Annotated in this window: 27 protein-coding genes, 1 tRNA gene and 1 pseudogene; 18 read left to right on the forward strand and 11 right to left on the reverse strand. The window is 64.2% G+C overall.

Annotated elements, in window-relative coordinates:
• Window positions 1-1,299 carry an NAD(P)/FAD-dependent oxidoreductase gene (locus AC07SZ_RS17520; RefSeq protein ID WP_494915244.1) on the forward strand — a complete coding sequence of 433 codons (1,299 nt, stop codon included), beginning with the start codon at window positions 1-3 and terminating at the stop codon, window positions 1,297-1,299.
• A gap of 16 nt (window positions 1,300-1,315) precedes the next feature.
• Here the strand turns inward: AC07SZ_RS17520 and AC07SZ_RS17525 are convergent, their stop codons facing one another.
• The gene (locus AC07SZ_RS17525) at window positions 1,316-2,086 is read right to left on the reverse strand and encodes an IclR family transcriptional regulator domain-containing protein (RefSeq protein WP_494915246.1); all 771 of its coding nucleotides are present in this window, start codon (window positions 2,084-2,086) and stop codon (window positions 1,316-1,318) included.
• 118 nt (window positions 2,087-2,204) lie between these two features.
• Between AC07SZ_RS17525 and AC07SZ_RS17530 the strand changes: the two genes are divergently transcribed.
• The 7 genes from AC07SZ_RS17530 to AC07SZ_RS17560 all read left to right on the forward strand — a co-directional run bounded on the left by AC07SZ_RS17530 (window position 2,205) and on the right by AC07SZ_RS17560 (window position 10,125).
• Window positions 2,205-3,062 carry a CoA transferase subunit A gene (locus tag AC07SZ_RS17530; protein ID WP_172371821.1) on the forward strand — a complete coding sequence of 286 codons (858 nt, stop codon included), beginning with the start codon at window positions 2,205-2,207 and terminating at the stop codon, window positions 3,060-3,062.
• Entirely contained in the window at window positions 3,059-3,853 is a 795-nt protein-coding gene (locus AC07SZ_RS17535) for a CoA-transferase subunit beta (protein ID WP_494915248.1), read from the forward strand. The genes AC07SZ_RS17530 and AC07SZ_RS17535 overlap by 4 nt, the downstream gene beginning before the upstream one ends.
• 1 nt (window position 3,854) lies before the next feature.
• A complete protein-coding gene (gene pcaF, locus AC07SZ_RS17540) occupies window positions 3,855-5,060 on the forward strand; it encodes a 3-oxoadipyl-CoA thiolase (RefSeq protein WP_494915542.1) in 1,206 nt (401 codons plus the stop codon).
• Window positions 5,061-5,314: 254 nt separating this feature from the next.
• Window positions 5,315-6,346, forward strand: a complete 1,032-nt coding sequence (locus AC07SZ_RS17545) for a BMP family protein (RefSeq protein ID WP_056574893.1) — start codon at window positions 5,315-5,317, stop codon at window positions 6,344-6,346.
• A gap of 271 nt (window positions 6,347-6,617) precedes the next feature.
• The gene (locus AC07SZ_RS17550; RefSeq protein WP_494915250.1) at window positions 6,618-8,129 is read left to right on the forward strand and encodes an ABC transporter ATP-binding protein; all 1,512 of its coding nucleotides are present in this window, start codon (window positions 6,618-6,620) and stop codon (window positions 8,127-8,129) included.
• Entirely contained in the window at window positions 8,129-9,184 is a 1,056-nt protein-coding gene (locus AC07SZ_RS17555) for an ABC transporter permease (protein WP_056574901.1), read from the forward strand. The genes AC07SZ_RS17550 and AC07SZ_RS17555 overlap by 1 nt, the downstream gene beginning before the upstream one ends.
• A complete protein-coding gene (locus AC07SZ_RS17560; RefSeq protein ID WP_056574904.1) occupies window positions 9,181-10,125 on the forward strand; it encodes an ABC transporter permease in 945 nt (314 codons plus the stop codon). Before AC07SZ_RS17555 ends, AC07SZ_RS17560 begins: the two co-directional genes overlap by 4 nt.
• 65 nt (window positions 10,126-10,190) lie before the next feature.
• On the opposite strand, the gene AC07SZ_RS17565 is transcribed toward AC07SZ_RS17560, so the two are convergent.
• Window positions 10,191-10,958 (reverse strand): SDR family NAD(P)-dependent oxidoreductase, encoded by a 768-nt coding sequence (locus tag AC07SZ_RS17565; protein ID WP_494915253.1) that lies wholly within the window; start codon window positions 10,956-10,958, stop codon window positions 10,191-10,193.
• Between the two features lie 51 nt (window positions 10,959-11,009).
• Window positions 11,010-12,509, reverse strand: coding sequence for an amino acid permease (locus tag AC07SZ_RS17570; RefSeq protein ID WP_494915543.1), 1,500 nt, complete (start codon window positions 12,507-12,509; stop codon window positions 11,010-11,012).
• A gap of 167 nt (window positions 12,510-12,676) precedes the next feature.
• Between AC07SZ_RS17570 and AC07SZ_RS17575 the strand changes: the two genes are divergently transcribed.
• The 3 genes from AC07SZ_RS17575 to AC07SZ_RS17585 all read left to right on the forward strand — a co-directional run bounded on the left by AC07SZ_RS17575 (window position 12,677) and on the right by AC07SZ_RS17585 (window position 14,952).
• Complete coding sequence (locus tag AC07SZ_RS17575; RefSeq protein ID WP_065005491.1) at window positions 12,677-13,510, forward strand: helix-turn-helix transcriptional regulator; 834 nt, start codon at window positions 12,677-12,679, stop codon at window positions 13,508-13,510.
• Window positions 13,511-13,713: 203 nt separating this feature from the next.
• Window positions 13,714-13,869 (forward strand): hypothetical protein, encoded by a 156-nt coding sequence (locus AC07SZ_RS17580; RefSeq protein WP_494915254.1) that lies wholly within the window; start codon window positions 13,714-13,716, stop codon window positions 13,867-13,869.
• Window positions 13,870-14,007: 138 nt separating this feature from the next.
• Window positions 14,008-14,952 (forward strand): LLM class flavin-dependent oxidoreductase, encoded by a 945-nt coding sequence (locus AC07SZ_RS17585; RefSeq protein WP_494915255.1) that lies wholly within the window; start codon window positions 14,008-14,010, stop codon window positions 14,950-14,952.
• A 6-nt stretch (window positions 14,953-14,958) separates the two neighbouring features.
• Here the strand turns inward: AC07SZ_RS17585 and AC07SZ_RS17590 are convergent, their stop codons facing one another.
• Window positions 14,959-15,645, reverse strand: coding sequence for a cysteine hydrolase family protein (locus AC07SZ_RS17590; protein WP_056574917.1), 687 nt, complete (start codon window positions 15,643-15,645; stop codon window positions 14,959-14,961).
• Window positions 15,646-15,681: 36 nt separating this feature from the next.
• Here AC07SZ_RS17590 and AC07SZ_RS17595 point away from each other — a divergent pair, with 36 nt between their 5' ends.
• The 5 genes and pseudogenes from AC07SZ_RS17595 to AC07SZ_RS17615 all read left to right on the forward strand — a co-directional run bounded on the left by AC07SZ_RS17595 (window position 15,682) and on the right by AC07SZ_RS17615 (window position 19,125).
• A complete protein-coding gene (locus AC07SZ_RS17595; RefSeq protein WP_155772500.1) occupies window positions 15,682-15,825 on the forward strand; it encodes a hypothetical protein in 144 nt (47 codons plus the stop codon).
• 111 nt (window positions 15,826-15,936) lie between these two features.
• Window positions 15,937-16,729: pseudogene (locus AC07SZ_RS17600) on the forward strand (ATP-binding cassette domain-containing protein).
• 63 nt (window positions 16,730-16,792) lie between these two features.
• Complete coding sequence (gene exbB / locus AC07SZ_RS17605; RefSeq protein WP_494915256.1) at window positions 16,793-17,713, forward strand: tonB-system energizer ExbB; 921 nt, start codon at window positions 16,793-16,795, stop codon at window positions 17,711-17,713.
• Window positions 17,714-17,725: 12 nt separating this feature from the next.
• On the forward strand, window positions 17,726-18,187 hold the full coding sequence (gene exbD / locus AC07SZ_RS17610; RefSeq protein ID WP_494915257.1) for a TonB system transport protein ExbD: 462 nt from the start codon (window positions 17,726-17,728) through the stop codon (window positions 18,185-18,187).
• Window positions 18,184-19,125 (forward strand): energy transducer TonB family protein, encoded by a 942-nt coding sequence (locus tag AC07SZ_RS17615; protein ID WP_494915258.1) that lies wholly within the window; start codon window positions 18,184-18,186, stop codon window positions 19,123-19,125. The genes exbD and AC07SZ_RS17615 overlap by 4 nt, the downstream gene beginning before the upstream one ends.
• Before the next feature lie 54 nt (window positions 19,126-19,179).
• Here the strand turns inward: AC07SZ_RS17615 and AC07SZ_RS17620 are convergent, their stop codons facing one another.
• The 6 genes from AC07SZ_RS17620 to AC07SZ_RS17645 form a co-directional block, all read right to left on the reverse strand.
• Window positions 19,180-19,500, reverse strand: coding sequence for a hypothetical protein (locus tag AC07SZ_RS17620; protein WP_056574926.1), 321 nt, complete (start codon window positions 19,498-19,500; stop codon window positions 19,180-19,182).
• 21 nt (window positions 19,501-19,521) lie between these two features.
• Window positions 19,522-19,767: a hypothetical protein gene (locus tag AC07SZ_RS17625; RefSeq protein WP_494915260.1), complete on the reverse strand. Its 246-nt coding sequence runs from the start codon at window positions 19,765-19,767 to the stop codon at window positions 19,522-19,524.
• Window positions 19,768-19,770: 3 nt separating this feature from the next.
• A complete protein-coding gene (locus tag AC07SZ_RS17630) occupies window positions 19,771-20,019 on the reverse strand; it encodes a hypothetical protein (protein WP_494915261.1) in 249 nt (82 codons plus the stop codon).
• A 67-nt stretch (window positions 20,020-20,086) separates the two neighbouring features.
• Complete coding sequence (locus AC07SZ_RS17635; RefSeq protein ID WP_244494120.1) at window positions 20,087-21,145, reverse strand: SagB/ThcOx family dehydrogenase; 1,059 nt, start codon at window positions 21,143-21,145, stop codon at window positions 20,087-20,089.
• Window positions 21,146-21,564: 419 nt separating this feature from the next.
• Window positions 21,565-22,314 (reverse strand): helix-turn-helix domain-containing protein, encoded by a 750-nt coding sequence (locus AC07SZ_RS17640; protein WP_056574938.1) that lies wholly within the window; start codon window positions 22,312-22,314, stop codon window positions 21,565-21,567.
• 327 nt (window positions 22,315-22,641) lie between these two features.
• Window positions 22,642-22,717: transfer RNA gene (locus tag AC07SZ_RS17645), tRNA-Ala, on the reverse strand.
• A gap of 146 nt (window positions 22,718-22,863) precedes the next feature.
• On the opposite strand from AC07SZ_RS17645, the gene AC07SZ_RS17650 reads away from it, so the two are divergent.
• Entirely contained in the window at window positions 22,864-23,154 is a 291-nt protein-coding gene (locus tag AC07SZ_RS17650; RefSeq protein ID WP_494915262.1) for a YggT family protein, read from the forward strand.
• A gap of 13 nt (window positions 23,155-23,167) precedes the next feature.
• On the forward strand, window positions 23,168-23,476 hold the full coding sequence (locus tag AC07SZ_RS17655) for a DUF167 domain-containing protein (RefSeq protein WP_056574941.1): 309 nt from the start codon (window positions 23,168-23,170) through the stop codon (window positions 23,474-23,476).
• A 111-nt stretch (window positions 23,477-23,587) separates the two neighbouring features.
• Here the strand turns inward: AC07SZ_RS17655 and AC07SZ_RS17660 are convergent, their stop codons facing one another.
• Window positions 23,588-24,469, reverse strand: coding sequence for a MurR/RpiR family transcriptional regulator (locus tag AC07SZ_RS17660; RefSeq protein ID WP_056574952.1), 882 nt, complete (start codon window positions 24,467-24,469; stop codon window positions 23,588-23,590).
• Between the last annotated feature and the right edge of the window lie 32 nt (window positions 24,470-24,501).

The raw sequence follows: 24,501 nt of genomic DNA on the forward strand, positions 1-24,501 counted from the left end.
ATGGCATCTTCGACAGGCTTCAATTCCGGTCTCGATATCGGCAAATCCTACTATGTCGCCACGGCCAATCCGGCGCCTGATCATCCGGCGCTTGCCGGTGATGTCGAGGCCGACTTGGTCGTCGTCGGCGGCGGCTGCACCGGGCTGTCCGCCGCCTTGCATGCCGCCGAGCGCGGCTTGAAGGTGGTGCTGCTCGAAGGCGGCAAGATTGGCTGGGGCGCTTCGGGGCGCAATGGCGGCCAGATGATCCCCGGCCTGCGCAAGGGCGCCAAGGGTCTGGTCAAGCTCTACGGTCCCGAGCGGGCGAAGGTGCTGTTCGACCTCGCCTTCGAGGCGCGCGGCCTGGTGCTCGACATCATCGAGCGCCATGCCATCGATTGCGACGTGAGGCTGAGCGGCCATCTGGTCGGCGCGGTCAACGGCTCCGACCTCAAGGATCTGGAAGAAGAGGCCAAATGCCTCGAGAGCGTGATGAAATTTCGCGATGTCGAGATCCTGTCGGCGACGGCCGCACGCGCCAAGGTCGACACGCCCTATCACGGTGCCATGTATGAGCCGCTCGGCGGCCATATGCACCCACTGAACTACACGCTCGGCCTTGCCCGCGCGGCCGTGGCCGCCGGCGTCGTCATCCATGAGAATTCGGTGGCGGTGAAGCTGGAGCGCGAGCCTTCGATCCGCGTCTCGACATCGAAGGGTTCGGTGCGGGCCAAACATGTCGTGCTGGCGGGCGATGCGCTGCTGCACGGGCTGGAGCCGCGCGTCAACAGCCGCATCATGCCGGTCGGCAACTACATCGTCGCCACCGAGCCGCTGGAGGGCAAGCGCAATGTCATCCCGGCCAATGTCGCGGTGTCCGACACACGCTTCGTCGTCAACTACTACCGCATGTCGGCGGATGGCCGCCTGCTTTTCGGCGGCGGGGAGCGCTACACGCCGTCGCCGCCGGCCGACATCGCCGGCTTCGTGCGGCCGCATATGGAAGGCACGTTTCCACAGCTTAGGGGTTGCCGCATCGATCATGCCTGGGGCGGCCTGGTTTCGGTGACGACGTCGCGGCTGCCGCATGTCGGGCACTATGGCGAGGTCTATTTCGCGCATGGCTATTCCGGCAAGGGCGTCATCCTGTCGACACTGTCGGGCAAGCTGCTCGCCGAAGCGATCACCGGCGATGCCTCACGGCTGGATCTGTTCTCGACGCTCACGCCCATGCCGTTCCCCGGCGGCACGGCGCTGCGTGGGCCGCTCTATGTGCTGGGCATGCTGTGGTACGCGATGCGGGACCGGATCAAGCATTGAGGTTGCCGGACGCGGTCTAGACGACAAAAAAATCCTCGATGCGCTGCCTGGCTCCGAGCAGCGCCGGCAGGATTTCCCGCTCCATCTCGGCGACGTTGAACCGCGCCGACTGGGTCGAGACATTGATCGCCGCGACCGTGCGCTTCGCCCGGTCGCGGATCGGCACGGCAATGGAGCGCAGGCCGAGCTCCAGTTCCTCGTCGACGATGGCGAAGCCGTCCGCCTTCGCCTTGCCAATGGCGCCGGCCAGCGCACGCTTATCGGTGATGGTCTTTGGCGTTCGTCTCTCGATGGTCGCCTGGCCGAGAAATGTGTCCAGTTCCCCTGATGTCAGGCCGGCAAGCAGGATCCGTCCCATCGAGGTGCAGTAGGCCGGCAGCCTCGTGCCGACATCGAGCGAGACGCTGAGGATACGGCGGCCGGGAATACGGGCGACGTAGACGACATCCTCGCCCGACAGGATCGCGGCCGAGCAAGCCTCGTTCAGTTGTGCCGCCACGGCCCGCATGATGGGGGCGGCAAAGCTCCACAGGGAGGCGCCGCCGAGCCATGTGCGGGCAACAGTCAGCAGGCGGGGCGACAGCGAAAACACGCGGCCGGCCTGTGTGGCATAGCCCGTGGCAACCAAGGTCAGCAGGAAGCGGCGGGCGCCGGCGCGGGTCAGGCCCGCCTCCTCGGCCATTTCGGTCAGCGTCATGCCTGCCGGATGCCGGGCCAGGATTTCCATGACGGCAAGGCCGCGTTCGAGCGAGCCGACATGATCGCGGGAAGGGGTCTCGTCGTTCATCTCGCCTCCGCGCAAGGGCGTTGTCGCCAGGATTGACTCCGCGCCCTTAACCGGACTAGAAGTATCACATACAAAACATATGTTCGCAATACGAACTTTTTGGATTGGAGCCCTGGCGATGGTCAAGTTCCTGCCGCTCAAGCAGGCCGTTGCGGAGAATCTGAACAATGGCGACTCCGTCGCCTTCGAGGGCTTCACCCATCTGATCCCGACAGCCGCCGCGCATGAGGCGATCCGGCAGGGATTTCGCGACCTGACCCTGATCCGCATGACGCCGGATCTGATCTACGACCAGATGATCGGCATGGGCATGGCGAAGAAGATCGTCTTCTCCTATGTCGGCAATCCCGGCGTCGGCCTGCTGCGGCGCGCGCGCGACGCCATCGAGAACGGTTTTCCCCGGCCGATCGAGGTCGAGGAGCACAGCCATGCCGGCATGGCCAATGCCTATGAGGCGGGCGCGGCCGGCCTGCCCTGCGCGGTGTTCCGTGGCTATCGCGGCGCAGGCCTCGCGGCGGTCAACCCGAACATAAAGTCGGTTACGTGTCCGTTCACCGGCGAGGTGCTGGCGGCGGTTCCTTCGATCCGTCCCGACGTCACCTTCATCCATGCGCAGAAGGCCGACAAGAAAGGCAATGTGCTAGTCGAGGGCATTATCGGCATCCAGAAGGAAGCGGTGCTGGCGGCCAAACGCGCCGTGGTGACCGTCGAGGAAGTGGTCGACAATTTCGACGATCTCCATCCCAATCTGACGGTGCTGCCACGCTGGACGATCGCGGCGATCTCCGTCGTGCCGGGCGGATCGCACCCATCCTACGCGCATGGCTATTACGCACGCGACAACGCCGCCTATCTGGAGTGGGACGAGATCGCCGCCGACCGTGAGAAATTCCAGGCCTGGATGCAGGCCAACGTCATCGAGAAGAGTGCCGGTGACTTCGCCGGACGTGTCGAGCATCTGAGGAAAGCGGCATGAGCGCGACAGGCTTCACCCCCAACGAGATGATGACCATTGCTGCCAGCCGCGCGTTGAAGAACGACGATGTCTGCTTCGTCGGCATCGGTGCGCCGTCGGCCGCCTGCAATGTGGCGCGACTGACGCATGCGCCCGACATCACGCTGATCTATGAGAGCGGCACGATCGGCACCGCGCCTGACGTGCTGCCATTGTCGATCGGCGATGGCGAATTGTGCGAAACCGCTGTCACCACCGTCGCGGTGCCGGAAATGTTCCGCTACTGGCTGCAGGGTGGCCGCATCTCGATCGGTTTCCTGGGGGCTGCCCAGCTCGACAAGTTCGGCAACATCAACACCACGGTGATCGGCGATTATTTTCATCCCAAGACCAGGCTGCCCGGCGGTGGCGGCGCGCCGGAGATCGCGACCTCGTCCAAGGAAATCTACGTCACCATGGCGCAGACCAAGCGCGGCATGGTCGAAAAGATCGACTTCTTCACGTCCTTCGGCCATGGCGAGGGCGGCGACCATCGCAAGCGGCTGGGCATCGACACATCAGGCCCGACCTTGCTGATCACCGATCTCGCCATCTGGAAGCCGGACCCGGTGACCAAGGAATTCACCGTCCTGTCGCTGCATCCGGGCGTCACCCGCCAGCAGGTGCAGGAAAGCTGTGGCTGGGTCGTTAGGTTCGCCGAGGCGCTTGACGAAACACCGGCGCCAAGCGAACTCGAACTCAATACATTGCGTGACCTGCAGGCCCGCACCAGGGCCGCGCATGAGGGAACCGGAAAAGCAAAGGCTGCATGACATGGCCGAGGCCTATATCTGCGACTATATCCGCACGCCGATCGGCCGCTTCGGTGGTTCGCTGTCCTCGGTACGCGCGGACGATCTCGGAGCCATCCCGCTGAAGGCATTGGTCGAGCGCAATGCCGGCATAGACTGGCAGGCGGTCGATGATGTCGTCTATGGCTGCGCCAACCAGGCCGGCGAGGACAACCGCAACGTGGCGCGTATGGCGCTGCTGCTGGCCGGCCTGCCGAAGGAGATCCCGGGTTCGACCGTCAACCGGCTGTGCGGGTCGGGCATGGACGCGCTGACCATCGCCGCCCGCGCCATCAAGGCCGGCGAGGCGGAATTGATGATCGCCGGCGGCGTCGAATCGATGAGCCGGGCGCCGTTCGTCATGCCCAAGGCCGACACGGCCTTTTCGCGCAATGCCGAGATTTACGACACCACCATCGGCTGGCGCTTCGTCAACCCGCTGATGAAAAAGCAGTACGGGGTCGATTCGATGCCTGAAACCGGCGAGAACGTCGCCGAGGATTTTGCCGTTTCGCGCGCGGACCAGGACGCCTTTGCCGTGCGCAGCCAGGACAAGGCCGTCGCCGCGCAGGCCAATGGAAGGCTGGCCAAGGAGATCACGCCGGTGACGATCCCGCAGCGCAAGGGCGATGCCGTCGTCGTCTCGAAGGACGAGCATCCCCGTGCCGGCACCACGGTCGAGACGTTGGCCAAGTTGCCGACGCCGTTCCGTCAGGGCGGCACGGTGACGGCCGGCAATGCCTCCGGCGTCAATGACGGAGCGGCGGCGCTGATCGTTGCTTCCGAGGCCGCTGTGAAGAAATACGGCCTGACGCCGATCGCCCGCATCCTTGGCGGCGCTGCCGCCGGCGTCGCGCCGCGCATCATGGGCATCGGCCCGGCGCCGGCCACCGAGAAACTGTGCGCCCGGCTTGGCCTGACGCCAAAAGAATTCGATGTCATCGAGCTCAACGAAGCCTTTGCCTCGCAAGGCATCGCCGTGCTGCGCCAGCTCGGCATCGCCGAGGATGCACCGCACGTCAATCCGAATGGCGGCGCCATCGCGCTTGGCCATCCCCTGGGCATGTCGGGCGCACGCATCTCCGGTACGGCTGCGCTGGAACTGCGCGAACGTGGCGGCCGCTATGCCCTGGCCACCATGTGCATCGGCGTCGGCCAGGGCATCGCCATCGCGCTCGAAACGGTCTGATCGCGCGCTCCCCTGGCTTGCCGAAATCATGGTCGGATTCGGCGCGTCGCCAAATTTGACCATGTGGACAAAAGCCCGGCCTCGTTCCATAGTTCCCCGCGCATGACCCCGAAAATCGAAATCGATTTTCCGAAAGGATCATGCGCAGAACTAAGAAGCTACAGCGTCCTTTGCGCGTCCGAGGGACGCGCGGCGCTGTAGGCTGATTTCTAGAACAGCCGGCTCGACACGGCTGTCGAACAGAGGGGACTGCAATGGAAAACCGGAAGACCAAATTCCAATCGACACGCGAAGGGATTTCGCGACGCAATGTGCTGGAACTCGGCGCGCTTGGCCTGGCAGCGGCGATGCTGCCGGGCGCAGCCTTCGCCAAGGACAAGAAACTGAAGGTGGCGGCGATCTTCGCCACGCCGATCGAGGAGCCCTGGGACAACCAGATCCATGTCGCCCTGCAGAAGGCCGAGAAGGAACTGGGTATCGAATACAAATGGTCCGAGAAGGTGCAGACCGCCGATTTCAGCCGCGTCATGCGCGAATATGCGCAAGGCGGCTACCAACTGGTGCTGGGCGATGCCTTCGCCGCCGAGCGCGAGTCGCGCCGCACGGCCAAGCAGTTCCCCAAGACGGCCTGGCTGTTCGGCTCGGGTGCCGGTCCGGCGGAGCCCAATTTCGGCGTCTTCGACAACTGGATCCATGAGCCGGCCTATCTCTCGGGCATGATCGCCGGCAAGATGTCGAAATCGGGCACTGTCGGCGCCGTGGCGGCGATGGGCATTCCGGAAGTGAACCGGCTGGTCAACGCTTTCTTTGCCGGCGCCAAGGAGGTCAATCCGAACGTCAAGAAGAAGGTCGCCTTCATCGGTTCCTTCTTCGATCCGCCGAAGGCCAAGGAGGCCGCGGTGGCGCAGATCGATGCCGGCGTGGATGTCATCTATGCCGAGCGCTTCGGCGTCATCGAGGCGGCGGTCGAAAAGAAGATCTACGCCATCTCCAACATGTCCGACCAGTCGAGCCTCGGCCCCGACACGGTCATCACCGGCCCGGTCTGGGATATGTATCCGACCGTCGAACAGGCGATCAAACTGGTCAAGGCCGGGGTCTACACCGCGCAGGACTATGGCGATTTCTCGCGCATGGCCAAGGGCGGCTCCTATCTCGCCCCGTACCACAAGTTCGACAAGACGCTGCCGGCTGACGTCAAGGACCTGGTCGAGAAGAAGAAGGCCGAAATCCTGGAAGGCAATTTCCGCGTCGACGTCGACGAGAACACGCCGGTTTCGGATTGATCTTTCACCCTCCCCCTTGTGGGGGTGAGCAGCCGGTTCGCCGAAGGCGAATTCATCGTGCCGGTGGCACGATGAAAGGCAGCGAACGCAGGGACGCTGCGAAGCAGCGGGGACCCGGCTGGGCTTTCCAGCTATCCGCCCGGCCCTTCGCAGGCTCAGGGCGTCCGAACCCCGAAAAGCCAAGCAATTGGCTTTTCGTCCGCTACGCGGACCGCCTCTCACCCCCACAAGGGGGAGGGTAAGCAGAGCCATTTCTCCGCAGGAGTCCCCCTTGCCCGCCCCACTCATCGAAATGCGCGGCATCACCAAGAGCTTCGGCGCCGTCAAGGCGAACGAGGCCGTCGACCTCAGCGTCGCGCCGGGCGAGATCCTCGGCCTGCTGGGTGAGAACGGCGCCGGCAAGACGACGCTGATGAACGTGCTGTTCGGCGCCTACGCGCCGGATGCCGGCGAAATCCTGATCCAGGGCCAGCCAGCGAGGATCACCAGTTCGGCCGACGCGCTGGCCGCCGGCATCGGCATGGTGCACCAGCATTTTCATCTGGCGCCACGGCTGACGGTCCTGGAAAATCTGCTCATCGGCATCCCGGGAAAATCGGGGCGGATCGATCGCGCCGGCGGGCTGGCGCGGTTGGCCGAAATCAGCCGCCAGCACGAGCTGGCGCTTGATCCCGATCTGCCGGTTTCGGCGCTGTCGGTCGGCGAACAGCAGCGGCTGGAGATCGTCAAGGCGCTGTTTCGCGGCGCCAGGCTCTTGATCCTCGACGAGCCGACGGCGGTGCTCGCGCCAAGCGAGGTCGACGGACTGTTTTCAGCGCTGCGCTCGATGGCGGCACAGGGCCTCGGCATCATCTTCATCTCGCACAAGCTCAACGAGGTCCGGGCGCTCACCCATCGCTGCACCGTGCTGCGGCATGGCCGTGTCGCGGGCCGTGTCGACGATCCGCCCAACACGACGTCGGCGGCGATGGCACAACTGATGTGCGGCCACGAAATCGTGCCGCCGGCAAGGGGCGCGTCGACGCCCGGTGCCGACGTGCTGACGCTCGACGGCATTTCCACCTCGCGTCATTCAGGCACAGTGCTGCGCGACGTGTCGCTTGCCGTTCGCGCCGGGGAAATCCTCGGCATTGCCGGCGTGTCGGGCAATGGCCAGCGGACGCTGGCGGAGGTGATCTCCGGCGTGCGCGCGCCCGATGCCGGCCGGATGACGATCGCCGGCCAGAAGGTGTCGCGGTTCTCGCCGCGCGAGGTGCAGGCGCTTGGCCTCGGCCGCATCCCGGAAGACCGCATGACGACTGGCCTGGTCACCAATCTGCCGCTCGCCGATTCGATGGTGCTGCCGCGCATCGGCACCGCCGCGTTTTCAGCCAAGGGCCTGCTCAAGCCCGACGCTATCCGCGCCTTCGCCGAGGCGCAGATCAAGGCCTATGATATCAGGTGCCCCGGGCCGATGACCCGAGCCGGGGCGCTGTCCGGCGGCAATCTGCAAAAGGCGCTCCTGGCGCGCGAGCTCGCCTTCGATCCGAAAGTGCTGATCGTTTCCCAGCCGACGCGCGGCCTCGACATCGGCGCGGCGCGCTTCATCCACGAAAAATTTCTCGACATGCGGACCAAGGGCTGCGGCATCATCGTCATCGGCGAGGATCTCGAAGAACTGCTCGTTCTCTGCGACCGCATCGCGGTGATGTATGAGGGCCGCATCGTCGGCACGCTCGACAGCGCCGATACGACGATCGCGCGGCTCGGCCTGATGATGACCGGGGCGGGGGGCCACAGCTGATGTTTCGCCTGGAAGTCCGCACCTCCACGCCCGCCTGGTTCAATCTGGCACTGCCGCTGCTGGCGATCGGCGCCACGCTTGTCCTGTGCAGCGGCCTCATCGCGCTGGCCGGCGCCGGCGTGCTCGAATCCTACGGGGTGATGTTCACGGCCTCGCTCGGCGACAGCTATGCTATCACCGAAACGCTGGTGCGCGCCGCACCGATGATCTTCACCGGGCTGGCGGTCGCCGTCGCCTTCCGCGCCAAATTCTGGAACATCGGCGCTGAAGGGCAATTGCTGGCCGGCGCGGTCGCCAGCTGCTTCGTCGGCGCGATCCCGATGCCGGGGGCGCTCGCCATGCTGCTGATGGCTGTCGCGGGTGCCGCCGCCGGAGCGGCCGTCGCCCTTGTTCCCGCGACGCTGCGGGTCAAGTTCAGGGTTGACGATGTGGTCAGCTCGCTGCTGCTCAACTCGGTCATCTACTACGCGCTGATGGCGCTGATCGAAGGGCCGTGGAAGGATAGTTTCAGCGGCTATCCGATCTCGCCGCCGATCGAGGATTCGGCCAACTTTCCGGTGCTGATCGAAGGCACGCGCCTGCATCTCGGCGTCGTGGTGGCGCTGATCGCCGCGCCTCTGATCTGGTTCCTGATCGCGCGCACGACGCTTGGCTTCAGGATCAGGGTCACCGGCGAGAATCCGGAAGCTGCACGCTATGGCGGCATCCATGTCGAACGCGTGCTGCTGTCGACCGCGCTGCTGTCGGGTGCGCTGGCCGGGCTTGCCGGCGTCGGCGAAGTCGGCGGCGTGCATTTCCAGGTGATGAGCGACATCTCGCCGGGCTATGGCTATTCCGGCATCGTCGTTGCCATGCTGGCGCGCCTCAACCCGCTGGGCGTGGTGCCGGCGGCGATCTTCCTCGCCGCCGTGATGACCGGCGCCGAGGCGATGTCGCGGGCAACCGGCGTGCCGGCCTTCCTCAGCGATGTCATCCAGGGGACAGCGCTGCTCGCCATGCTGGTGGCACTGCTGTTCACCGCCTATCGCATCCGCCGCGTGGGGACAGCCTCATGAGCGCGGTGTTCGAACAGATCTTCCAGGTCGGCTTCCTGGCCGCCATCATCCGCATCGCCACACCGCTGGCCTTCGCCACCCTGGGCGAAATGTTCTCCGAGCGGGCTGGCGTGCTCAATCTCGGCATCGAAGGCATCATGCTGCTTTGCGCGATGACCGGCTTCACCGCCACCAGCCTGAGCGGCAGCTTGTGGCTCGGCGTGCTGGTCGCGGTGCTGACGGGCATGCTGATGGGCGCGCTGCATGCGCTGTTCACGGTGGCGCTTGGCCTCAGCCAGCATGTCTGCGGCATCGGCGTCACTTTGTTCTCGTCGGGCCTTGCCTATTTCCTCTACCGGCTGATTTTCGGCCAGCAATCGGTGCCGCCAAGCATCAAGGGTTTTCAGACGCTGCCGATCCCGATCCTCTCCGACATTCCGGTGATAGGGCCGGCGGTGTTCAACCAGTTCGCCCTGGTCTACATGGCGATCCTTGCCATCCCGCTCGCCGCCTTCGTGCTCTACCGCACGCCGTGGGGCCTGTCGGTGCGCATGGTCGGCGAGAACCCGCGCGCGGCGGACTCGGCTGGCGTCAGCGTCATTGCCACCCGCTTCCAGGCCGTCATTCTCGGCGGGGCGCTGATGGGGCTCGCCGGCGCCTTCCTGTCGATGGCGCAGTTCAACGCCTTCACCTTCGGCGTGGTGTCGGGGCGTGGCTGGGTGGCGATCGCGCTCGTCGTGTTCGGCCGCTGGGACCCGTGGCGCTCGGCGGGCGCGGCGCTGCTGTTCGCCTTCGTCGATGCGCTGCAGCTGCGCATGCAGGCGAGCGGGCTCGGGCATATACCCTACGAAGCATTCCTGATGCTGCCCTTCATCTTCACCATCGTCGCGATGGCTGTGATGTCGCGCAATGCGGTGGCGCCGTCGGCGCTGCTGAAGCCGTTTCGAAGGGAAGAGCGGTAGGACCCGGTTCCTCTCCCCCGATCGACGGGGTAGAGGAAGGGCGCCAAGCTGTCCCTTGGAAAGCCTCACATCGCGGTAAAACCGTTGTCGACGAACAGATGCGCGCCGTTGACGAAGCTGGCCTCGTCACTGGCGAGATACAGCGCTGCCTTCGCCACTTCTTCAGGCTCGCCGATGCGCCCCTGCTGCGCGGCGAGTGCCGCATCCGAAACGTCGACGCCAAGCTTGCCGAGGTCGGCGACCTCGCGCAGGCCGTGCGGCGTCCTGATAAAGCCGGGGCAGACGGCGTTGCAGCGGATGTTGCGGTCACGGAACTCGACGGCGATGGCGCGGGCGAACATGTGGCAGGCGCCCTTGGTGGTGTCGTAGAGCACCTCCATCGGTGTCGCCGCCACCGCCGAGATCGAGGAGGTGCAGACGATCGAGCCGCCGCCGGCCGCGATCATGCCGGGCAGCACGGCGCGGGTCATCAGGAACATGGAGCGGACATTGACGGCATGCAGCCAGTCCCATTCCTGCACGGTCGTCTCCAGGAACGGCTTTATCACGATGGTGCCGGCATGGTTGAACAGCACCGTGACCGGCCCGAGTTTCTCCGCCGCGCCCTTTACCGCCGCCTGAACCTGGGCTTCGTCGGATACGTCGGCGACAAAATGCTCGGCTACGTGTCCGCGCGCGCGGATCGCCGCCGCCGTTGCCGCGGCCGCCTCGCCATTGCGGTCGATGATCGCCACCTTGGCGCCTTCGGCCGCGAACAGCTCCGAGGCCGCTCCGCCCATTCCCGTCGCGCCGCCCGAGATGATGGCGACCTTGCCGGCCAGTCTTGTGCCCATGACTTTTTACTCCCGTCCCGTTTCAGTGACTTTTCGTCTTCGATCGCAATGCTATCCCTCGCGCTCGGGATGGCCAAGGGAGCCACCGGAGACAGCGAATTCCTCTTCCGGCGACAGCACCAGGCGATGGCGGCGGTAGAAGGCGAAGTAGGCGAGGCCGATCGCATACCACACCGCCGCCGCGATCGCCGCCCAGCGGTAGAGCGGATCGAAGAACTGGTAAGCCAGCGTCACGATGCAGATCAGGATCGTGGCGTAGGCGCCGAACTTGCCGAGCGGGCTGACGAAGGGACGGGCAATCGAGGCATAGAGCGTGCGCAGGCGCAGGTATGCGATGCTCTGCAGGATGTAGGACACCATCCCGGCGAAGACGATCATCGAGACCAGGAAGCCGCCCATGAAGGCGACATTGTTCTCGCCGCCGAGATACCAGACCACGAGCAGCATCAGCAGCGCCATGGCGGAGCCGGTGGCAAGCGCCCGGTTGGGTGTCTTGGTGCGGGCGCCAGTCACCGAAAGTGCCGTCGGCAGATAGCCGGCGCGCGACAGGGAGTAGATGTTGCGGCCGGAGGCAAAACTGCCGGCGAAAAAGCTCGCGGCAAGGCCGAGCACCGCGACCGAAGCCAAAAGCTTGGCCCAGCCGTCGCCGAAGATGGTGCGGAAGCCGTCAAGCAGGGGTTCGCCGGAAGAGCCCATGGCGTGCGCGCCATGCGGGATCGAGGCGCTGAAGAACAGAACCCCGAGTGCCAGCGCGATCAGCGTCACGATCGACAGGATCAGCGCACGCGGCATGTCGCGGGTGGGGTTCTTGGCCTCCTCGGCCGTCAGCGGCAGCTGTTCGACGGCCAGGAACATGTAGACGCCGAAGGGCAGGGCCAGCATCACGCCGGTGAAGCCGAAGGGCAACCAGGGGCCGTTGCCGTCCGCCAGTGCCGCCGGACCGTCCGCCGCCGCGCCGATGTTCAGCGCGTATCTGAAGAAGTCGACATGCGGGATGGCGACGACGAAGAAGAACACGAGCACGGCGATCGCCGCGACGGTCACATAGATCACCACCTTCATCGACAGTTCGAGGCCGCGTAGCGACAGGCCGAGCATCACGACGTAGCCGGCCACCCACCACAAAGGCAGCGCGCTTTCAGGCGTGCCGAAGATCGCGGCGAGATAGGAGCTCATGAAGAACATGTTGGCGGCCGGCGCCAGCACGAACTCGATGTTCTCGGCAAGGCCGGTTGTGAAGCCGCCCCAGGGACCGAGCGCGGTGCGCGAGAAGGAATAGGCGCCGCCAGTATGCGGCAAGGCGGCGCTCATCTCGCCGATCGAGCAGCACAGGCAGATATACATGAAGCCGATGATCAACGCGGCCAGCAGCATGCCGCCGAAGCCGCCTTGCGCGAGGCCGATGTTCCAACCGGAATATTCGCCGGCCACCACGGCGCCGACGCCCATCATCCACAGCGAGAACAGGCCGGCGTGGCGCTGCAATCGGCGCTGTTCGAAATACTGCTTGTCGACGGTCTGGTAGGAAACGCCGGCCGTGCCGCGCTCCATTGCTTGCTCTGTCATCGCTGTTCCCCTTCGTTTCCAGCGAAGCGTGGCCGCTTCGCTCTCTTGCGATCGGGGCATAGTTCAAGAGCACGCCGCCAGCGTATATATCCCCAAGGAGATATGTTGCGCGCGAACCGCGACGCGCAGGATGTGCAGGCAAGGAAGCGAGGATGGGTTCACTGGAAATGGCGGCGCTGGCGGGCTGGCATGATGCCTTGCCGGAGCTGGTGTCGATGATCGGAAAACCGGGCTTTGCCGGAAGGCTCGATAGCGCCTTGCGCGAGGTAGCCCCCTTCGATCTCAGCTGTGCGTTCGCCTATCCCGGCCGCGACCGGCCGATGTTCCTGCACGATGGGCTGGGCGCGGTGTCCTCGACCCAGATCATGACCAATTACCTCAACGGAACCTATCTGCTCGATGCCGTCTATTCGGCCTGCCTGCGCCGCGCGCCGCAAGGGCTGCATCGCCTCGCCGACCTGGCGCCGGACGCTTTCTTCGAGGGCGAATATTACAATTCGCCCGATGTGCATCCCTGCATTTCGATGGAATCGGGTACGCTGGCGGAGGAGATCGTCTTCCTCGTTCCGGTCCAGGGCAGCTTCTATATCGCCTATTCGCTGCTGCGGGCGAATGGCAGCCCAGCTTTTCGCGAGAAGGACTTCGAGCGGCTGCAGCGGACGGCGCCGATGGTGACCAGCCTGGCGCAACGGCATTGGGAGCATCTGGCGCCGGCCGGTTCGGACAGCGAGCCGGCCCAGCAGCCCACCGGCCAGGATGTCGAACAGGCGTTCGAGACCTTCGCGCCGTCGCGGCTGACGCGGCGCGAGCAAGGCATCGTCAGCCTGATCCTGCGCGGCCATTCCTCGATGTCGATCGGCCGCATCCTGGAGATCGCCGAGGGCACGGTGAAGATCCATCGCAAGCACATCTATGCCAAACTCGACATTTCCAGCCAGACGGAACTGTTCAACCTGTTCATCAAGCATCTGCTGGCGGGCCGATGACCCGCCGATGGGCCTGAAGAACATCGCAAGCCGGTGATCCAGCTGGCTTTTTGCGTCGGACGAACAGACCCGGATAGGCTAAATCCCGGTTGAGAATACCGATTCTCCCGAGATTTTGAGAAATTTATTCCAGTAAATGGCGTAAAATAGCAATCGACAAAGTCTACAAGTTTTATAGATTAACGGGCGAGACGGAGGTCGATATGTCCTATATCCAGAACGCTCAGACTGACATCAGCGGCCAGAGGCTGGCCAACGCCCAGACCTTTCGCCCGGCCTATGCCGGAGCTTTCGCCTATCTCGTCTTTGCCCTTGCGTTCGTGTTCACCGGGGCCGTCGTTCTGGGCCTTATTCCCTAAGGCGTCAGACCGGCAGGGGTTAGTTTCCCCACTGTCTTCAGGCAATCGGAGTTGAATGAACCGGATCCCGGTGCGTTTGCGCGCGACCGTGGTTCGCATTTCACAGCATCCATGATTCCAGCGATGGAGGAGATGACAATGCCGATCGAATTCACCCATGTCCCAGGCAAGTCCGCTGACGCCGCCGTTCCCTTCTTCTACGATTTCGCCGAGACCGCGACCAAGCTCGGGCTGATCGAGGATGGCGGCTTCCAGAAGATCGTCGTCGACGATCCGGCCGGACTGCTGACCAATATGGATCTTGGTGCCCAGGTGCTCAATCGCACCGCGTCGCTGGAAGTGGTGTTGACCCATTGGGCCGGCGTGATCGAACCGACCGTGGCGGCCCGCCAGCTGGCATCGATCGACAGGGGGAGCGGCGGACGGTTGGCGCTTCGGATGATCAGCGAGCCGTTGAACGACGACGACGCCGAGACGCGGCCGGTAGGACATGGCGTGATCTGGCAGCGCATCGACGAATATCTGGTGCTTTTGAAGCGGCTGTGGTCGAACGACCGGCCCTTCGACCATGAAGGCGCCTTCTACAGCATCAAGGGCGGCTATGTGCCGCGCAAGGGTCCGCATGGCGCCGACCTTGTCATCCGCATGGGCGGCCAATCGGGAACGGCCCTGAAGGTGGCCGGCCGGCATGCCGATGTCTTCGAACTGGCGCCGGGCTCGATTGATGAGGTCCGGCAACTGATGGAGCGGGTGCGCGGTGCCGCCGCCGAACACGGCCGGGCCGGCAAGCTGCGCTTCGCGCTTCCGGTCAGGATCCACCAGGGCGCTTCCATCGCCGGCTACAAGGCGGTCGACCTGTCCGGCCCGCCAGCCCAAGCCGCCCTGTCGTTGCTTGCCTATGCCGGGCTCGGGATCGACGAATTCATGATCATCGGCGTCGACACGCCGCGTGAGATCGCGACGGTTGGCAGGGAGACCATCGCCCTGCTGCGCAATTCCCTGGCGCGCCGCGAAGACCATGATGCTTTCCGGCCGGGGGCCTATGCGCCTCGCGCAGGGCTGGAGACGCGGGCTGCCGGCTGAAGCCGATCAATCATCTGTCGCGCCCCGCCTGTCGCCAAGCCGCGACAGGCCCTCGATGACGGCTGCTGAATCGGCCAACACCCCGAAGACGCCGTCCTCGACCGTCACCATGTGAAGCGCCGCCTCGTGGGCCTGCCTGTCGCCGCTGGCGCAGGCGTCCGAGATCGTCAGGCACTGAAAATTGCGGTCGCAGGCCTCGCGCAGCGTGGTGTGGACGCAGACATCGGTCGTGCATCCCGAAAACATGAGATGCGTGATGCCTTGCGCGCGCAGCACAAGCTCGAAGTCCGTATAGGTAAAGGCGCTGTTGCAGGTCTTGTCGACGATGATGTCATCAGGCGCGACATCGATTTCCGGAACGATCTGGAATCCCGGTCCCGAGCGCAGCAGGATTTCGGTTCCGTCAAGGCCGGAGCGCTTGCGGCGCCATTTTTCGTAGGGGGTCATGTCCGCCATGTCGGCGCGATAACCCTGCCTCGTGTGGATGACCCTCACGCCGGCTCCGCGCGCGGCTGATATCAGCCGGTTCACGGTGGGCAGGATCGACCGCAGCGGCGAGGGGTCATATCCCTGCCTGGCGAAATAGCCCGTCGTCGACAGGAAATCCTGCTGCAGGTCGATGACGACAAGCGCTGTGCTTTCGGCCACAAGCCTGCCGTCATAAGGGAAGTCGAATGGCGTTGCCTTGATCATTTATGGCTCCCGGTTTCGACCAACCATAATGGTTCAATGCGCCGATACCAGATGCTGGGCGTCATACAGGCCCCGGCAGACACCATCGGCATGGATCAGCTTCCGGTGCGAGCCCTGTTCGGCAATGCCGGCTTCCGAGACGACGACAATGCGGTCGGCGCCACGGGCCTGATTTGTTGATTGTTGCAGTCATCTTAAATGTTGACTATTAAGGTCATGTTTCATAGTCAACCCGACATTGGGCCGCCGAGGCCAGAAATTGGAAATGCGGGTGGCCGCACTGGAGACACCATGACCGTGGCTGGAGCCGAGACCGCCTTCCATATCGACGCGGTGCGGTTTGCCGTCGGCGAGCGGACGCTGCTTGGCCCTGTCTCGCTCGAACTGCGGCGCTCGCGCGTCTACGGGCTGATCGGCCACAATGGTTCGGGCAAGTCGACGCTGATCAAGCTGCTGGCGCGCCAGCAGCCGGCAAGTTCCGGCGCCATTACCTTCGCCAGGCGGCCGTTGCCGAAATGGGGCGCTCGTGAGCTCGCCCGCGCGCTCGCCTATCTGTCGCAGACGATGCCGGCGGCAACGGGCCTCACGGTCCGCGAATTGGCGACGCTTGGGCGTTATCCCTGGCATGGCGCGCTTGGCCGCTTCAGCGGGCAGGACAGGCCGCATGTCGACGAGGCGCTTGTGCTGACCGACATGGACGGTTTCGCCAGACCGTCTGGTCGACGAATTGTCCGGCGGCGAGCGCCAGCGCGCGTGGCTTGCCATGCCGGTGGCGCAGAACGCCGGCGTGATGCTGCTCGACGAGCCGATCTCCGCACTCGATATTGCCCACCAGGTCGAGGTGCTGGGGCTGGTCAAGGAACTCAGCCGCAAGCGCGACCTCTGCGTCGTCGTGGTGCTGCACGATCCCAACATGGCGGCGCGCTATTGCGACGAGCTGATCGCGCTGAAGGACGGCAAGCTGCTGACGCGCGGCACACCAGGCGAAATCATGCCGGGCGATGTGCTGAAAGGCATTTTCGGTGTGGACACGGGCGTGTTCGCGCACCCGGTCACCGGACAACCCGTCGGCTATGTGCCGTGACGAGATTTGATGCGGTGGCGCAATAGGAAGCGGCTGGTCGCCGCGAGAACAAGGAAGAAGCTGTTGTCTAGAACTCGTTTGTTGGCGGCGTTGGTCGCATCGGTGATCCTGGCAGGCGGCGGGGCCTTGGCCCAGGAGCAACCGGCCGGTACTGCTCCCGCAGCCGAGGCTCCTGACGCTCCCGCCGCACCGGCCACGATGGCACCCGCGCAGCAAGTTGGCCAGCCGGCCACGGCGATGCCTGCCGGAGCCGCGCCCTCGGGGGCGATGGAACTGAACCTGCCGCACGATTTGTCGCCATGGGGCATGTTCATGGCCGCCGACATCATCGTGAAGGTGGTGATGATCGGGCTGGCCTTCGCCTCGCTCGTCACCTGGACGATATGGCTGGCCAAGTCGCTGGAGATTTTCGGCGGCAAGCTTCGTATACGCCGGGCAGTCCGCGCGATCGGCGATGCCGCGACGCTGAAGCAGGCCAGCCGCGCGCTCAACCGCAGCGGCGGCCCCGGCGCGCTTCTGGTCAAGGCTGCGGAAGAGGAGACCGCGCTTTCGGCTGGCGCGCTCGACCATGTCGGCGGCGACGGACTGAAGGAACGCGTCACCTCGCGCCTGTCGCGCATCGAGGCGGCGGCGTCGCGGCGCATGTCGCGCGGCACCGGCGTGCTGGCGACGATCGGTTCCACCGCGCCTTTCGTCGGCCTGTTCGGTACCGTCTGGGGCATCATGAATGCCTTCATCGGCATCTCGCAGGCGCAGACCACCAATCTCGCCGTGGTCGCACCGGGCATCGCCGAAGCGCTGCTCGCCACCGCGATGGGGCTTGTCGCGGCGATACCGGCGGTGGTGATCTACAACGTCTTCGCCCGCTCGATAGCCGGCTACCGGCAGATCCTCGCCGACGCCTCGGCGGGTGTCGAACGGCTGGTCAGCCGCGACCTGGATTTCCGCACTGTCTCGCCAGCGACAGCCCTGGCGGCGGCGTAGCGGGGCGACGCCATGGGAAGCAGAATCCGACAGACCATGGATGACGATCTCGAGGAGAACCACGAGATCAACGTCACGCCCTTCATCGATGTCATCCTGGTGCTGCTGATCATCTTCATGGTCGCCGCGCCGCTTGCGACGGTAGACGTCAACGTCGACCTGCCAGGGTCGACGGCAACGCCCGCGCCCCGGCCCGAAACGCCGCTGTTCCTGACCTTGAAGGACGATCTTACGCTGGCGATCGGCAATGACACCGTGCCGCGCCCGGCCTTCGCAACCACGCTGGCGAGCAGGACCAAGGGCGACAAGCAGACGCGCATCTTCCTGCGCGCCGACAAGGCGGTCGCCTATGGCGACCTGATGGAGGCCATGAACCTGTTGCGGGGCGCCGGCTATCTGAAGATCGCGCTGGTCGGCCTGGAGACGGCGCCCGTGGCCAACGCACCGGCAGCCGCGGGAGCCGCCGCGCCATGACACAGTCCGCCGCCCTGCCCACGCTACAGCTGTCGCGCTTCGGCTGGCGCGATCTTGGTCTTTGGGCGGGGGCGGCGACGCTTATCCTTGGAGCCCATGTCGCGGTTGCCTATGCCGTGCAGACCTTCAGCATGGTCAATGAAGCGGATGGCGGTCCGCCACCGGCCCAGGTGATCGAAATGGCACCGATGACGGTGATGCCAGCCGTGGAGGAAGACGTCGCGGCGCTGGACGCAGTGATGCCTGACCAGAGCGAGCCAACGCCAACACCGACCACCGAGCCAACGTCCGAACAGGTCGAGAAGGCGGAGCCGGTTACCGAACAGCCGGAAGCGATCGCGCCCGAAGAGACCGAACCCACCCAGACCGAGAAGACGGACCAGGTCGATCAGCCGCCGCTGAACGAGGTGATTCCGGACATTGTCGAGGCTGTCGCCCCGGATGTGGTCATTCCGTTGCCGCAGGCAAAGCCGGTCGAGACGCCGAAGCAAAAGAAACCGGTCGAGGCTAAAGCCAAAAAGCCTGTCGACAAGCCCAAACCGAAGAAGGAAAAGACGGCACCGCCCAAGACGGTGACCGCCGCCAGCGCAGATGCCAAGCCAGCGGCCAAGACAGCGGCGCCTAAGTCGGCGGAAGCGACGGGGCGAACCGGCGACTCCAGCAAATGGGATTCAAAACTGCGCTCATGGATCAATCGGCACACGCGCTATCCCAGTGCGGCGAGAGCCCGACGCGCCGAAGGCAGTGCCTACGTCACGTTCACGGTCGACTCATCCGGCCGGGTTCTGTCCGCCAGGCTGACCCGTTCCTCAGGCAATGCCGACCTGGATCGGGCGGCCCTGTCCGTGCTCCAGGGTGCCACCGTGCCGGCACCTCCGCCGGAGCTTGGCGGGCGCCAAAGCCGCACGGCGCCGTTCGTCTTCAACCTGCGCAATTAGCGCGTCCTGGGGCGAAACGGTGGTGCCGTCGACCCTCGCGCGGACAGCGGCCGATCAGCAACTCATCGACTGGCAGAGCGCCTCGACCTGCTCCAGGTAGAAACGGCATTTCGTGCGCAGGACCCGGAGGTTCGGATCGTCGGCGCCGTTGATCTCGATGGTTTGCATCATGAAATCGAAATGGATGTGAAAGGCGTCCGCCGCGCCCCAGAGGCTGTCGGCCTGCCAGGTGTCGGTCATCGCCGTTGCGACCAGTTGCCGGGCCTCGACGCGCGCGGCATCCGGTGATGCCGGTCGACTGGCGATCAGGACATGGAGCCGGCCGAAGACGCTTTCCCCGACGTCGGCGCTCCTGATGGGTGCGATCATGTTCATTGGCGGATCCCCCTCGATTCTCTAGGCATGATGTCCATTCTGCGGGCTGCGGGCGATCAAGGCGGAGATTGCTGCGGTATCGGACGGCCGCCCCCTGATGATGTTGGCAAGCTCCGCGTCGGCCTGCTCGAACCAGTAGACCATGTCGGGGCGCTCAAGGTCGCCGGCTGCCTTTTTCAGGAGCGGCAGCAGGGTTTGCAGCGCACACACTGTCTCCCACCGGTTCGGCTGAGAGCCCGCCGGCGCGCACAGGGCTGACGGTTGCATCCGCTACGCTCTCCGTGGCTGAGCGTGTTCCTTTACATTCGGCCTGGGATGCATCGGGTTGCTGCTGAGCTGCGCATGCCTTGCAGGCCGCGCGCCGCGCAGGACGTCGAAGGCTTCGGCATAGGCCATGCCCAGCAGATAGGAGATCATGGGAAAACGGCTTGCTTCGGCCATCTGCACCAGCTCATTGGTCATCGACGCGATATATTGAAGACTATCGATCTCTGACTGCCTTAGTGAATGATTTGCCACGTGCTGCTCCTGTTATCGGATGGAACTCGGGGAACGCGTACTGGCTACACAGAATAGAGTAAGTCGGCTAATTAATAGACTGGCCCGCCGAATGCGGGCTTGGTTCCGGGGTCGAGAGGGTCAACGCGTAAACGGGTGCGTCCGTGAGGCGGTCTAGGCCAAGGAGGCGCTTGATCGCCGAATGGCTGAGCGCTGCCGTGGGACAGGCCGACAAGCCATGTCTGGTCGCCGCCAACATCATGTTCTGGCCGATATGGCCGGCCTCGATCAGCACGACACGATAGGCGTTGGCATCCTCATATTTCCACATGGTGCGGTCGAGCCTGGCACAAAGCAGGATCAGGCATGGCATGGTATCGGCCCATTCCTGCCCGCCGACCAGTTCGGAGATCTTCGGCAGATGGTTGGCAGGAATCCTGCCGAGGTCGTGATCGGCGGCGGAATAATGATAGACGCCGGGGTCCAGACCCTCGACACCAAGCGCGACCACATAGGCCTCGTAAGGATTCCGCGCGCCACCCGAAGGGGTCATGCCCAGCGGCAGGGCGCCAACGCAGTTGCTGGTCTCGCCGGTAATGCCCATACCCGCGAACAGGCAATCGGAGAGCTGTTTCGCGGTGATGGTGGGCGCGGCCGCGGTGCGGTTGGTGCGGCGCCGCGCCATCAGGCTCAGCAGTTCGTTGTCGTCGAGTGCGTTCGGCAGCCGGATGGCGCCGGCGGCATTCTTGAGCATGAGGTCGGGCTGCGCGACGTGCCCGGCGCGTTCGATCTGGCGGGCCTCGGCCTGTTCGATGGTCATGAACTCCGAGTCCTGGACGCAGAAATGCATCAGCGCGGTCGGAATGCCCCAGCTCCACTGCCCGGAGAACTGTGTTTCCTGTTCGGCTAGCGGCGAGCCGGCGGTGACCAGGGCGGAAAAATCAAGCAATTGCGGCACGACGGCATTGAGATCGGATTTCGACCATCCGTGGGCGCGTGCGATCTCCGCCGTGGAGGCCCATTCGTCCCAGGACGCAAGAAGACCGATCACCTCGGGGCTGCAGTCGAAGACGCTTCTGGTCAGGAAATTACAGGCCGTGACCTTGTTGGTTCCGGGATAGAAGACAAGCGTTTTTGAAGAGCGCATTTTCATGATGCTGAATGCCGTTTTGTGAATTTGAGGCGCCGACGGGCGAACATCCCGTCGGCGCCGAACGACTTCAGCGCTTGTTGTAGTGCATGCCCTGCGAAAAGAAGACGGTCTGCGTGCCCGCGGCAACCGTCAGCTTCGGGGCATTGTTCACTTTCTTGGCCATTTTCGTCCCTTTCCCGACCCCCCAATGGGATCTGTTGAAGGATCCCCACCGTGGGATCCGCGAGAAGAAAGGTAAGTTCGAAAGAGTTAATGATTTGTTAAAACCGTAGTAAAGGGCACGCGATCTAAAATATCTTTCTTCGCGACAAAGTTTAAAAATCGATTTTTCTCGGATAGTGAGTAGGTATACGCTAGCATACGCTCTTTCGAGGTATTCTTATTCTCATTTAGCGTAAATTGGATGCGCGAGATCAGCCCTGCCCGTCCCGAGCGAGGCTGACGACCAACGGATCGATGCCCGGATCGTCAAGCTTGACGACATGCGCCATGCGGATCGCATGCCGTGGCCGGATGCCGGACATGTCCTGCCGCATGATGACGGATACGAATGCCGGCCCGGCCTCGGTCAGGAGCATGGCCTTGCCGATCAGAACCGGTTCGGAGATCGGCGCCCATTGCACGGAGATCAGCGACGGCTCGCCGGTCTGGCGACGGTTGACGCCGCTGAAATAAATCCAGTTCAGGCGAGAGATCGCCACGCCATAATGATTGCCGCGCGCCCGAGCCCATGTCGAGCCACGGCGCTCCGACCACCCGGTGACTCTGCGGAATGTGACCAGTTCGACGTCGCGACGCACGAAGGTTACCGACCGCATCAAGAGGTCGGAACGGGTCGGGATCGAAAAATAGGTGAAATAGGTGCCTCCCGCGATCGATGGAGCGGGCGGGCGGATCATCTGCTTGAACAGGCTTTCCGAAATCGGCGGCAGGCCTGGGGCCATTGGCTCGGGAAGACCCGGGTCCCGGTACAGTTCGGCTTCATCGATGCGGAAGTAGTCGCAGATCAGTTTGGCAGTGGCCTTGTTCGGAACGGTCTGCCCCTGCAGGTAACGTTCGAACTGCGTGCGGTTGATACCCAACTCGCGGCACACCGCGCTGACGGAGGCATGGTTTTCGCAGAGCCGTCTGAGATTTGCAGCGAGATTCTCGCGAATGGACACGTCTTTGCTTTCGCAGGCGAATTCTTCATTCCGACTCGGAATCCATATAGCGCCTTCGGTCGCCCCCCGCCGAAACGCCCTGCCGCAACTCACAGAAAAAACTGATTTGAGAACGGCAGTCTAATGAGGCGGCTTTCAAAAAAAATAGCGCAATCCCGACAACGGCCATCGCCATAAGTCCAATTGACAATCTCTCTTGCCTCGGACTTCGCCAAATCGCCTATGGCTTTTTTGGGGGGGCTTTGGCGCGCCGAACGCCGCGTCGCCATGCATCGCATGTGCCTGCGCCCCGACGGCGCGCCAAAAAAGGAGAAGCGATTATTCCGATGGTGGAGCTGAGGAGGATCGAACTCCTGACCTCGTCATTGCGAACGACGCGCTCTCCCAGCTGAGCTACAGCCCCGTCCAACGGATGGCGCATTTATCGGGCGCGGCGGATTTCTGTCAAGGCGGCGTTTTGCCGAAATGCTCGTCGGCCGGCGCGGCGGCTGCCGGCCCTTGCCGGTTTCGCGTGCAATGGCTACATGTCGGCAACAATCGGAGACAGGCATGCTCGCCCTCATTCAAACCATCGTCATGGCGCTCGACATCTACTGGTGGATCATCATCGCCTCGGCGATCTTTTCCTGGCTCTACGCCTTCAACGTCGTCAATTCACGCAACCAGTTCGTCGGCAGCATCGGCAACATGCTCTATCGGCTGACCGAGCCGGCACTGCGGCCCATCCGCCGCTTCATGCCTGACCTTGGCGGCATCGACATCTCGCCGATCATCCTGCTTTTGATCCTGTTTTTCGTCAGGCAGTTCATTCTCACCACGGTAGCCCCGCTGGTGCTGTGATCCCGACAATTGCATGAGCGCGCCGCTGCGCATCCGCGAGAACGGCATCGATCTGTTCGTGCGGCTGACACCAAAATCTTCCGTGGACAGGTTGGAAGGCTTCGAAACATCGGCGGACGGGCGAAGCCATTTGAAGGCGCGGGTCCGCGCGGTGCCGGAAAACGGCGCGGCCAATCACGCGCTGGAGAAGCTGGTCGCCAAGACGCTGGGAGTGCCGGCATCGGCCGTGTCGGTCGTCGCCGGCGGCACGGCACGGCTCAAGACGCTTCGCATAGCGGGCGATCCAGGGGCGCTGGCGCAGCGTGTCGAGGCGCTGGGCTGATCCGCAATCAGTGCTGTGGCAACTCCGGACTGACTGTCGGCGGGACAGCACCCCCTCTCTGCCCTGCCGGACATCTCCCTCAGGGGAGATCGGCACCCTCGGCGTCGACCCTCAATCGCCCAGCGGCAGACGCGGGTCGTCGACCTTCAGCGTGTTCACGCTTTGCTTGATGCGGCGCAAATTCTCCAAGACCTTTGGGCCGCGCGTCTCGGCGACCGAAGTCACGATCATGTCCACGATCGCCAGCAGCGCGTAGCGCGACGACGTGGGCTTGTAGATGTTGCCATCCTCGAGCGGCTGCAGGTGTATGACCGTGTCGGCCACCTTGGCCAGTGTCGAATCGGGTGCGGTGACGGCCACCGTGGTGGCGCCGTATTGCTGCGCGACCTGCACCGCCTCGATGACCGAGCGTGCATAGCCGGACACTGAAAAGGCGACCAGCGTGGTTTCCGGCGTGGCAACGGCGGCGTACATGCGCTGCAACTGGCCGTCGATCTGGGCCAATACCGGCAGGCCGAGCCGGAACAGCCGGTTCTGCATCTCGGTCGCCATCATCGAGGAGATGCCGCCGGAGCCGATGCACAGCACATTGCCTGACGTCGCAAGCCGCTCGGCGACAGCGACCAGCGTCGTCATGTCGAGGTTCTCGCTGGCGCGCTGGATGGCCGAGATGGCGGCTTCGGTGATGGCGGAGGCGATGCGCTGTTCGCGGGCGTCGCGGCTCAGCGGCTCGGGCGACAGATACTGGCCGCCGATGGCGATGGCCTGCGCCAGGTAGAATTTGAAGTCGCGCAGCCCCTCGCAGCCGAGATTGCGGCAGAAGCGCGTCACCGTCGGCTCGCTGACGCCGACGCGCGCGGCGATCTCGGAGATCGCGGCCTTGGAGGCGAAATCGAGATCGGATAGCACGAGGCCAGCCAGCCGGCGATCCGACTTGGTGCCGTCCTGCGACATCAGCTGCAGCCGCGTGATGATGTCGGCCGGCGTCTTCATGCCCGTGTGTTCGTCTTCATGTCGGCACTTCT

This window comes from Mesorhizobium sp. GW821-FHT07A06 (assembly GCF_059419085.1).

What these genes read in the sequence shown, in the direction of transcription:
- AC07SZ_RS17520 (WP_494915244.1), top strand. Translation starts at nt 1, where the DNA reads ATGGCATCTTCGACAGGCTTCAATTCCGGTCTCGATATCGGCAAATCC.
- AC07SZ_RS17525 (WP_494915246.1), bottom strand. Translation starts at nt 2,086, where the DNA reads ATGAACGACGAGACCCCTTCCCGCGATCATGTCGGCTCGCTCGAACGC.
- AC07SZ_RS17530 (WP_172371821.1), top strand. Translation starts at nt 2,205, where the DNA reads ATGGTCAAGTTCCTGCCGCTCAAGCAGGCCGTTGCGGAGAATCTGAAC.
- AC07SZ_RS17535 (WP_494915248.1), top strand. Translation starts at nt 3,059, where the DNA reads ATGAGCGCGACAGGCTTCACCCCCAACGAGATGATGACCATTGCTGCC.
- pcaF (WP_494915542.1), top strand. Translation starts at nt 3,855, where the DNA reads ATGGCCGAGGCCTATATCTGCGACTATATCCGCACGCCGATCGGCCGC.
- AC07SZ_RS17545 (WP_056574893.1), top strand. Translation starts at nt 5,315, where the DNA reads ATGGAAAACCGGAAGACCAAATTCCAATCGACACGCGAAGGGATTTCG.
- AC07SZ_RS17555 (WP_056574901.1), top strand. Translation starts at nt 8,129, where the DNA reads ATGTTTCGCCTGGAAGTCCGCACCTCCACGCCCGCCTGGTTCAATCTG.
- AC07SZ_RS17560 (WP_056574904.1), top strand. Translation starts at nt 9,181, where the DNA reads ATGAGCGCGGTGTTCGAACAGATCTTCCAGGTCGGCTTCCTGGCCGCC.
- AC07SZ_RS17565 (WP_494915253.1), bottom strand. Translation starts at nt 10,958, where the DNA reads ATGGGCACAAGACTGGCCGGCAAGGTCGCCATCATCTCGGGCGGCGCG.
- AC07SZ_RS17570 (WP_494915543.1), bottom strand. Translation starts at nt 12,509, where the DNA reads ATGGAGCGCGGCACGGCCGGCGTTTCCTACCAGACCGTCGACAAGCAG.
- AC07SZ_RS17575 (WP_065005491.1), top strand. Translation starts at nt 12,677, where the DNA reads ATGGGTTCACTGGAAATGGCGGCGCTGGCGGGCTGGCATGATGCCTTG.
- AC07SZ_RS17580 (WP_494915254.1), top strand. Translation starts at nt 13,714, where the DNA reads ATGTCCTATATCCAGAACGCTCAGACTGACATCAGCGGCCAGAGGCTG.
- AC07SZ_RS17585 (WP_494915255.1), top strand. Translation starts at nt 14,008, where the DNA reads ATGCCGATCGAATTCACCCATGTCCCAGGCAAGTCCGCTGACGCCGCC.
- AC07SZ_RS17590 (WP_056574917.1), bottom strand. Translation starts at nt 15,645, where the DNA reads ATGATCAAGGCAACGCCATTCGACTTCCCTTATGACGGCAGGCTTGTG.
- AC07SZ_RS17595 (WP_155772500.1), top strand. Translation starts at nt 15,682, where the DNA reads ATGCGCCGATACCAGATGCTGGGCGTCATACAGGCCCCGGCAGACACC.
- exbD (WP_494915257.1), top strand. Translation starts at nt 17,726, where the DNA reads ATGGGAAGCAGAATCCGACAGACCATGGATGACGATCTCGAGGAGAAC.
- AC07SZ_RS17615 (WP_494915258.1), top strand. Translation starts at nt 18,184, where the DNA reads ATGACACAGTCCGCCGCCCTGCCCACGCTACAGCTGTCGCGCTTCGGC.
- AC07SZ_RS17620 (WP_056574926.1), bottom strand. Translation starts at nt 19,500, where the DNA reads ATGAACATGATCGCACCCATCAGGAGCGCCGACGTCGGGGAAAGCGTC.
- AC07SZ_RS17625 (WP_494915260.1), bottom strand. Translation starts at nt 19,767, where the DNA reads ATGCAACCGTCAGCCCTGTGCGCGCCGGCGGGCTCTCAGCCGAACCGG.
- AC07SZ_RS17635 (WP_244494120.1), bottom strand. Translation starts at nt 21,145, where the DNA reads ATGCGCTCTTCAAAAACGCTTGTCTTCTATCCCGGAACCAACAAGGTC.
- AC07SZ_RS17650 (WP_494915262.1), top strand. Translation starts at nt 22,864, where the DNA reads ATGCTCGCCCTCATTCAAACCATCGTCATGGCGCTCGACATCTACTGG.
- AC07SZ_RS17655 (WP_056574941.1), top strand. Translation starts at nt 23,168, where the DNA reads ATGAGCGCGCCGCTGCGCATCCGCGAGAACGGCATCGATCTGTTCGTG.
- AC07SZ_RS17660 (WP_056574952.1), bottom strand. Translation starts at nt 24,469, where the DNA reads ATGAAGACGCCGGCCGACATCATCACGCGGCTGCAGCTGATGTCGCAG.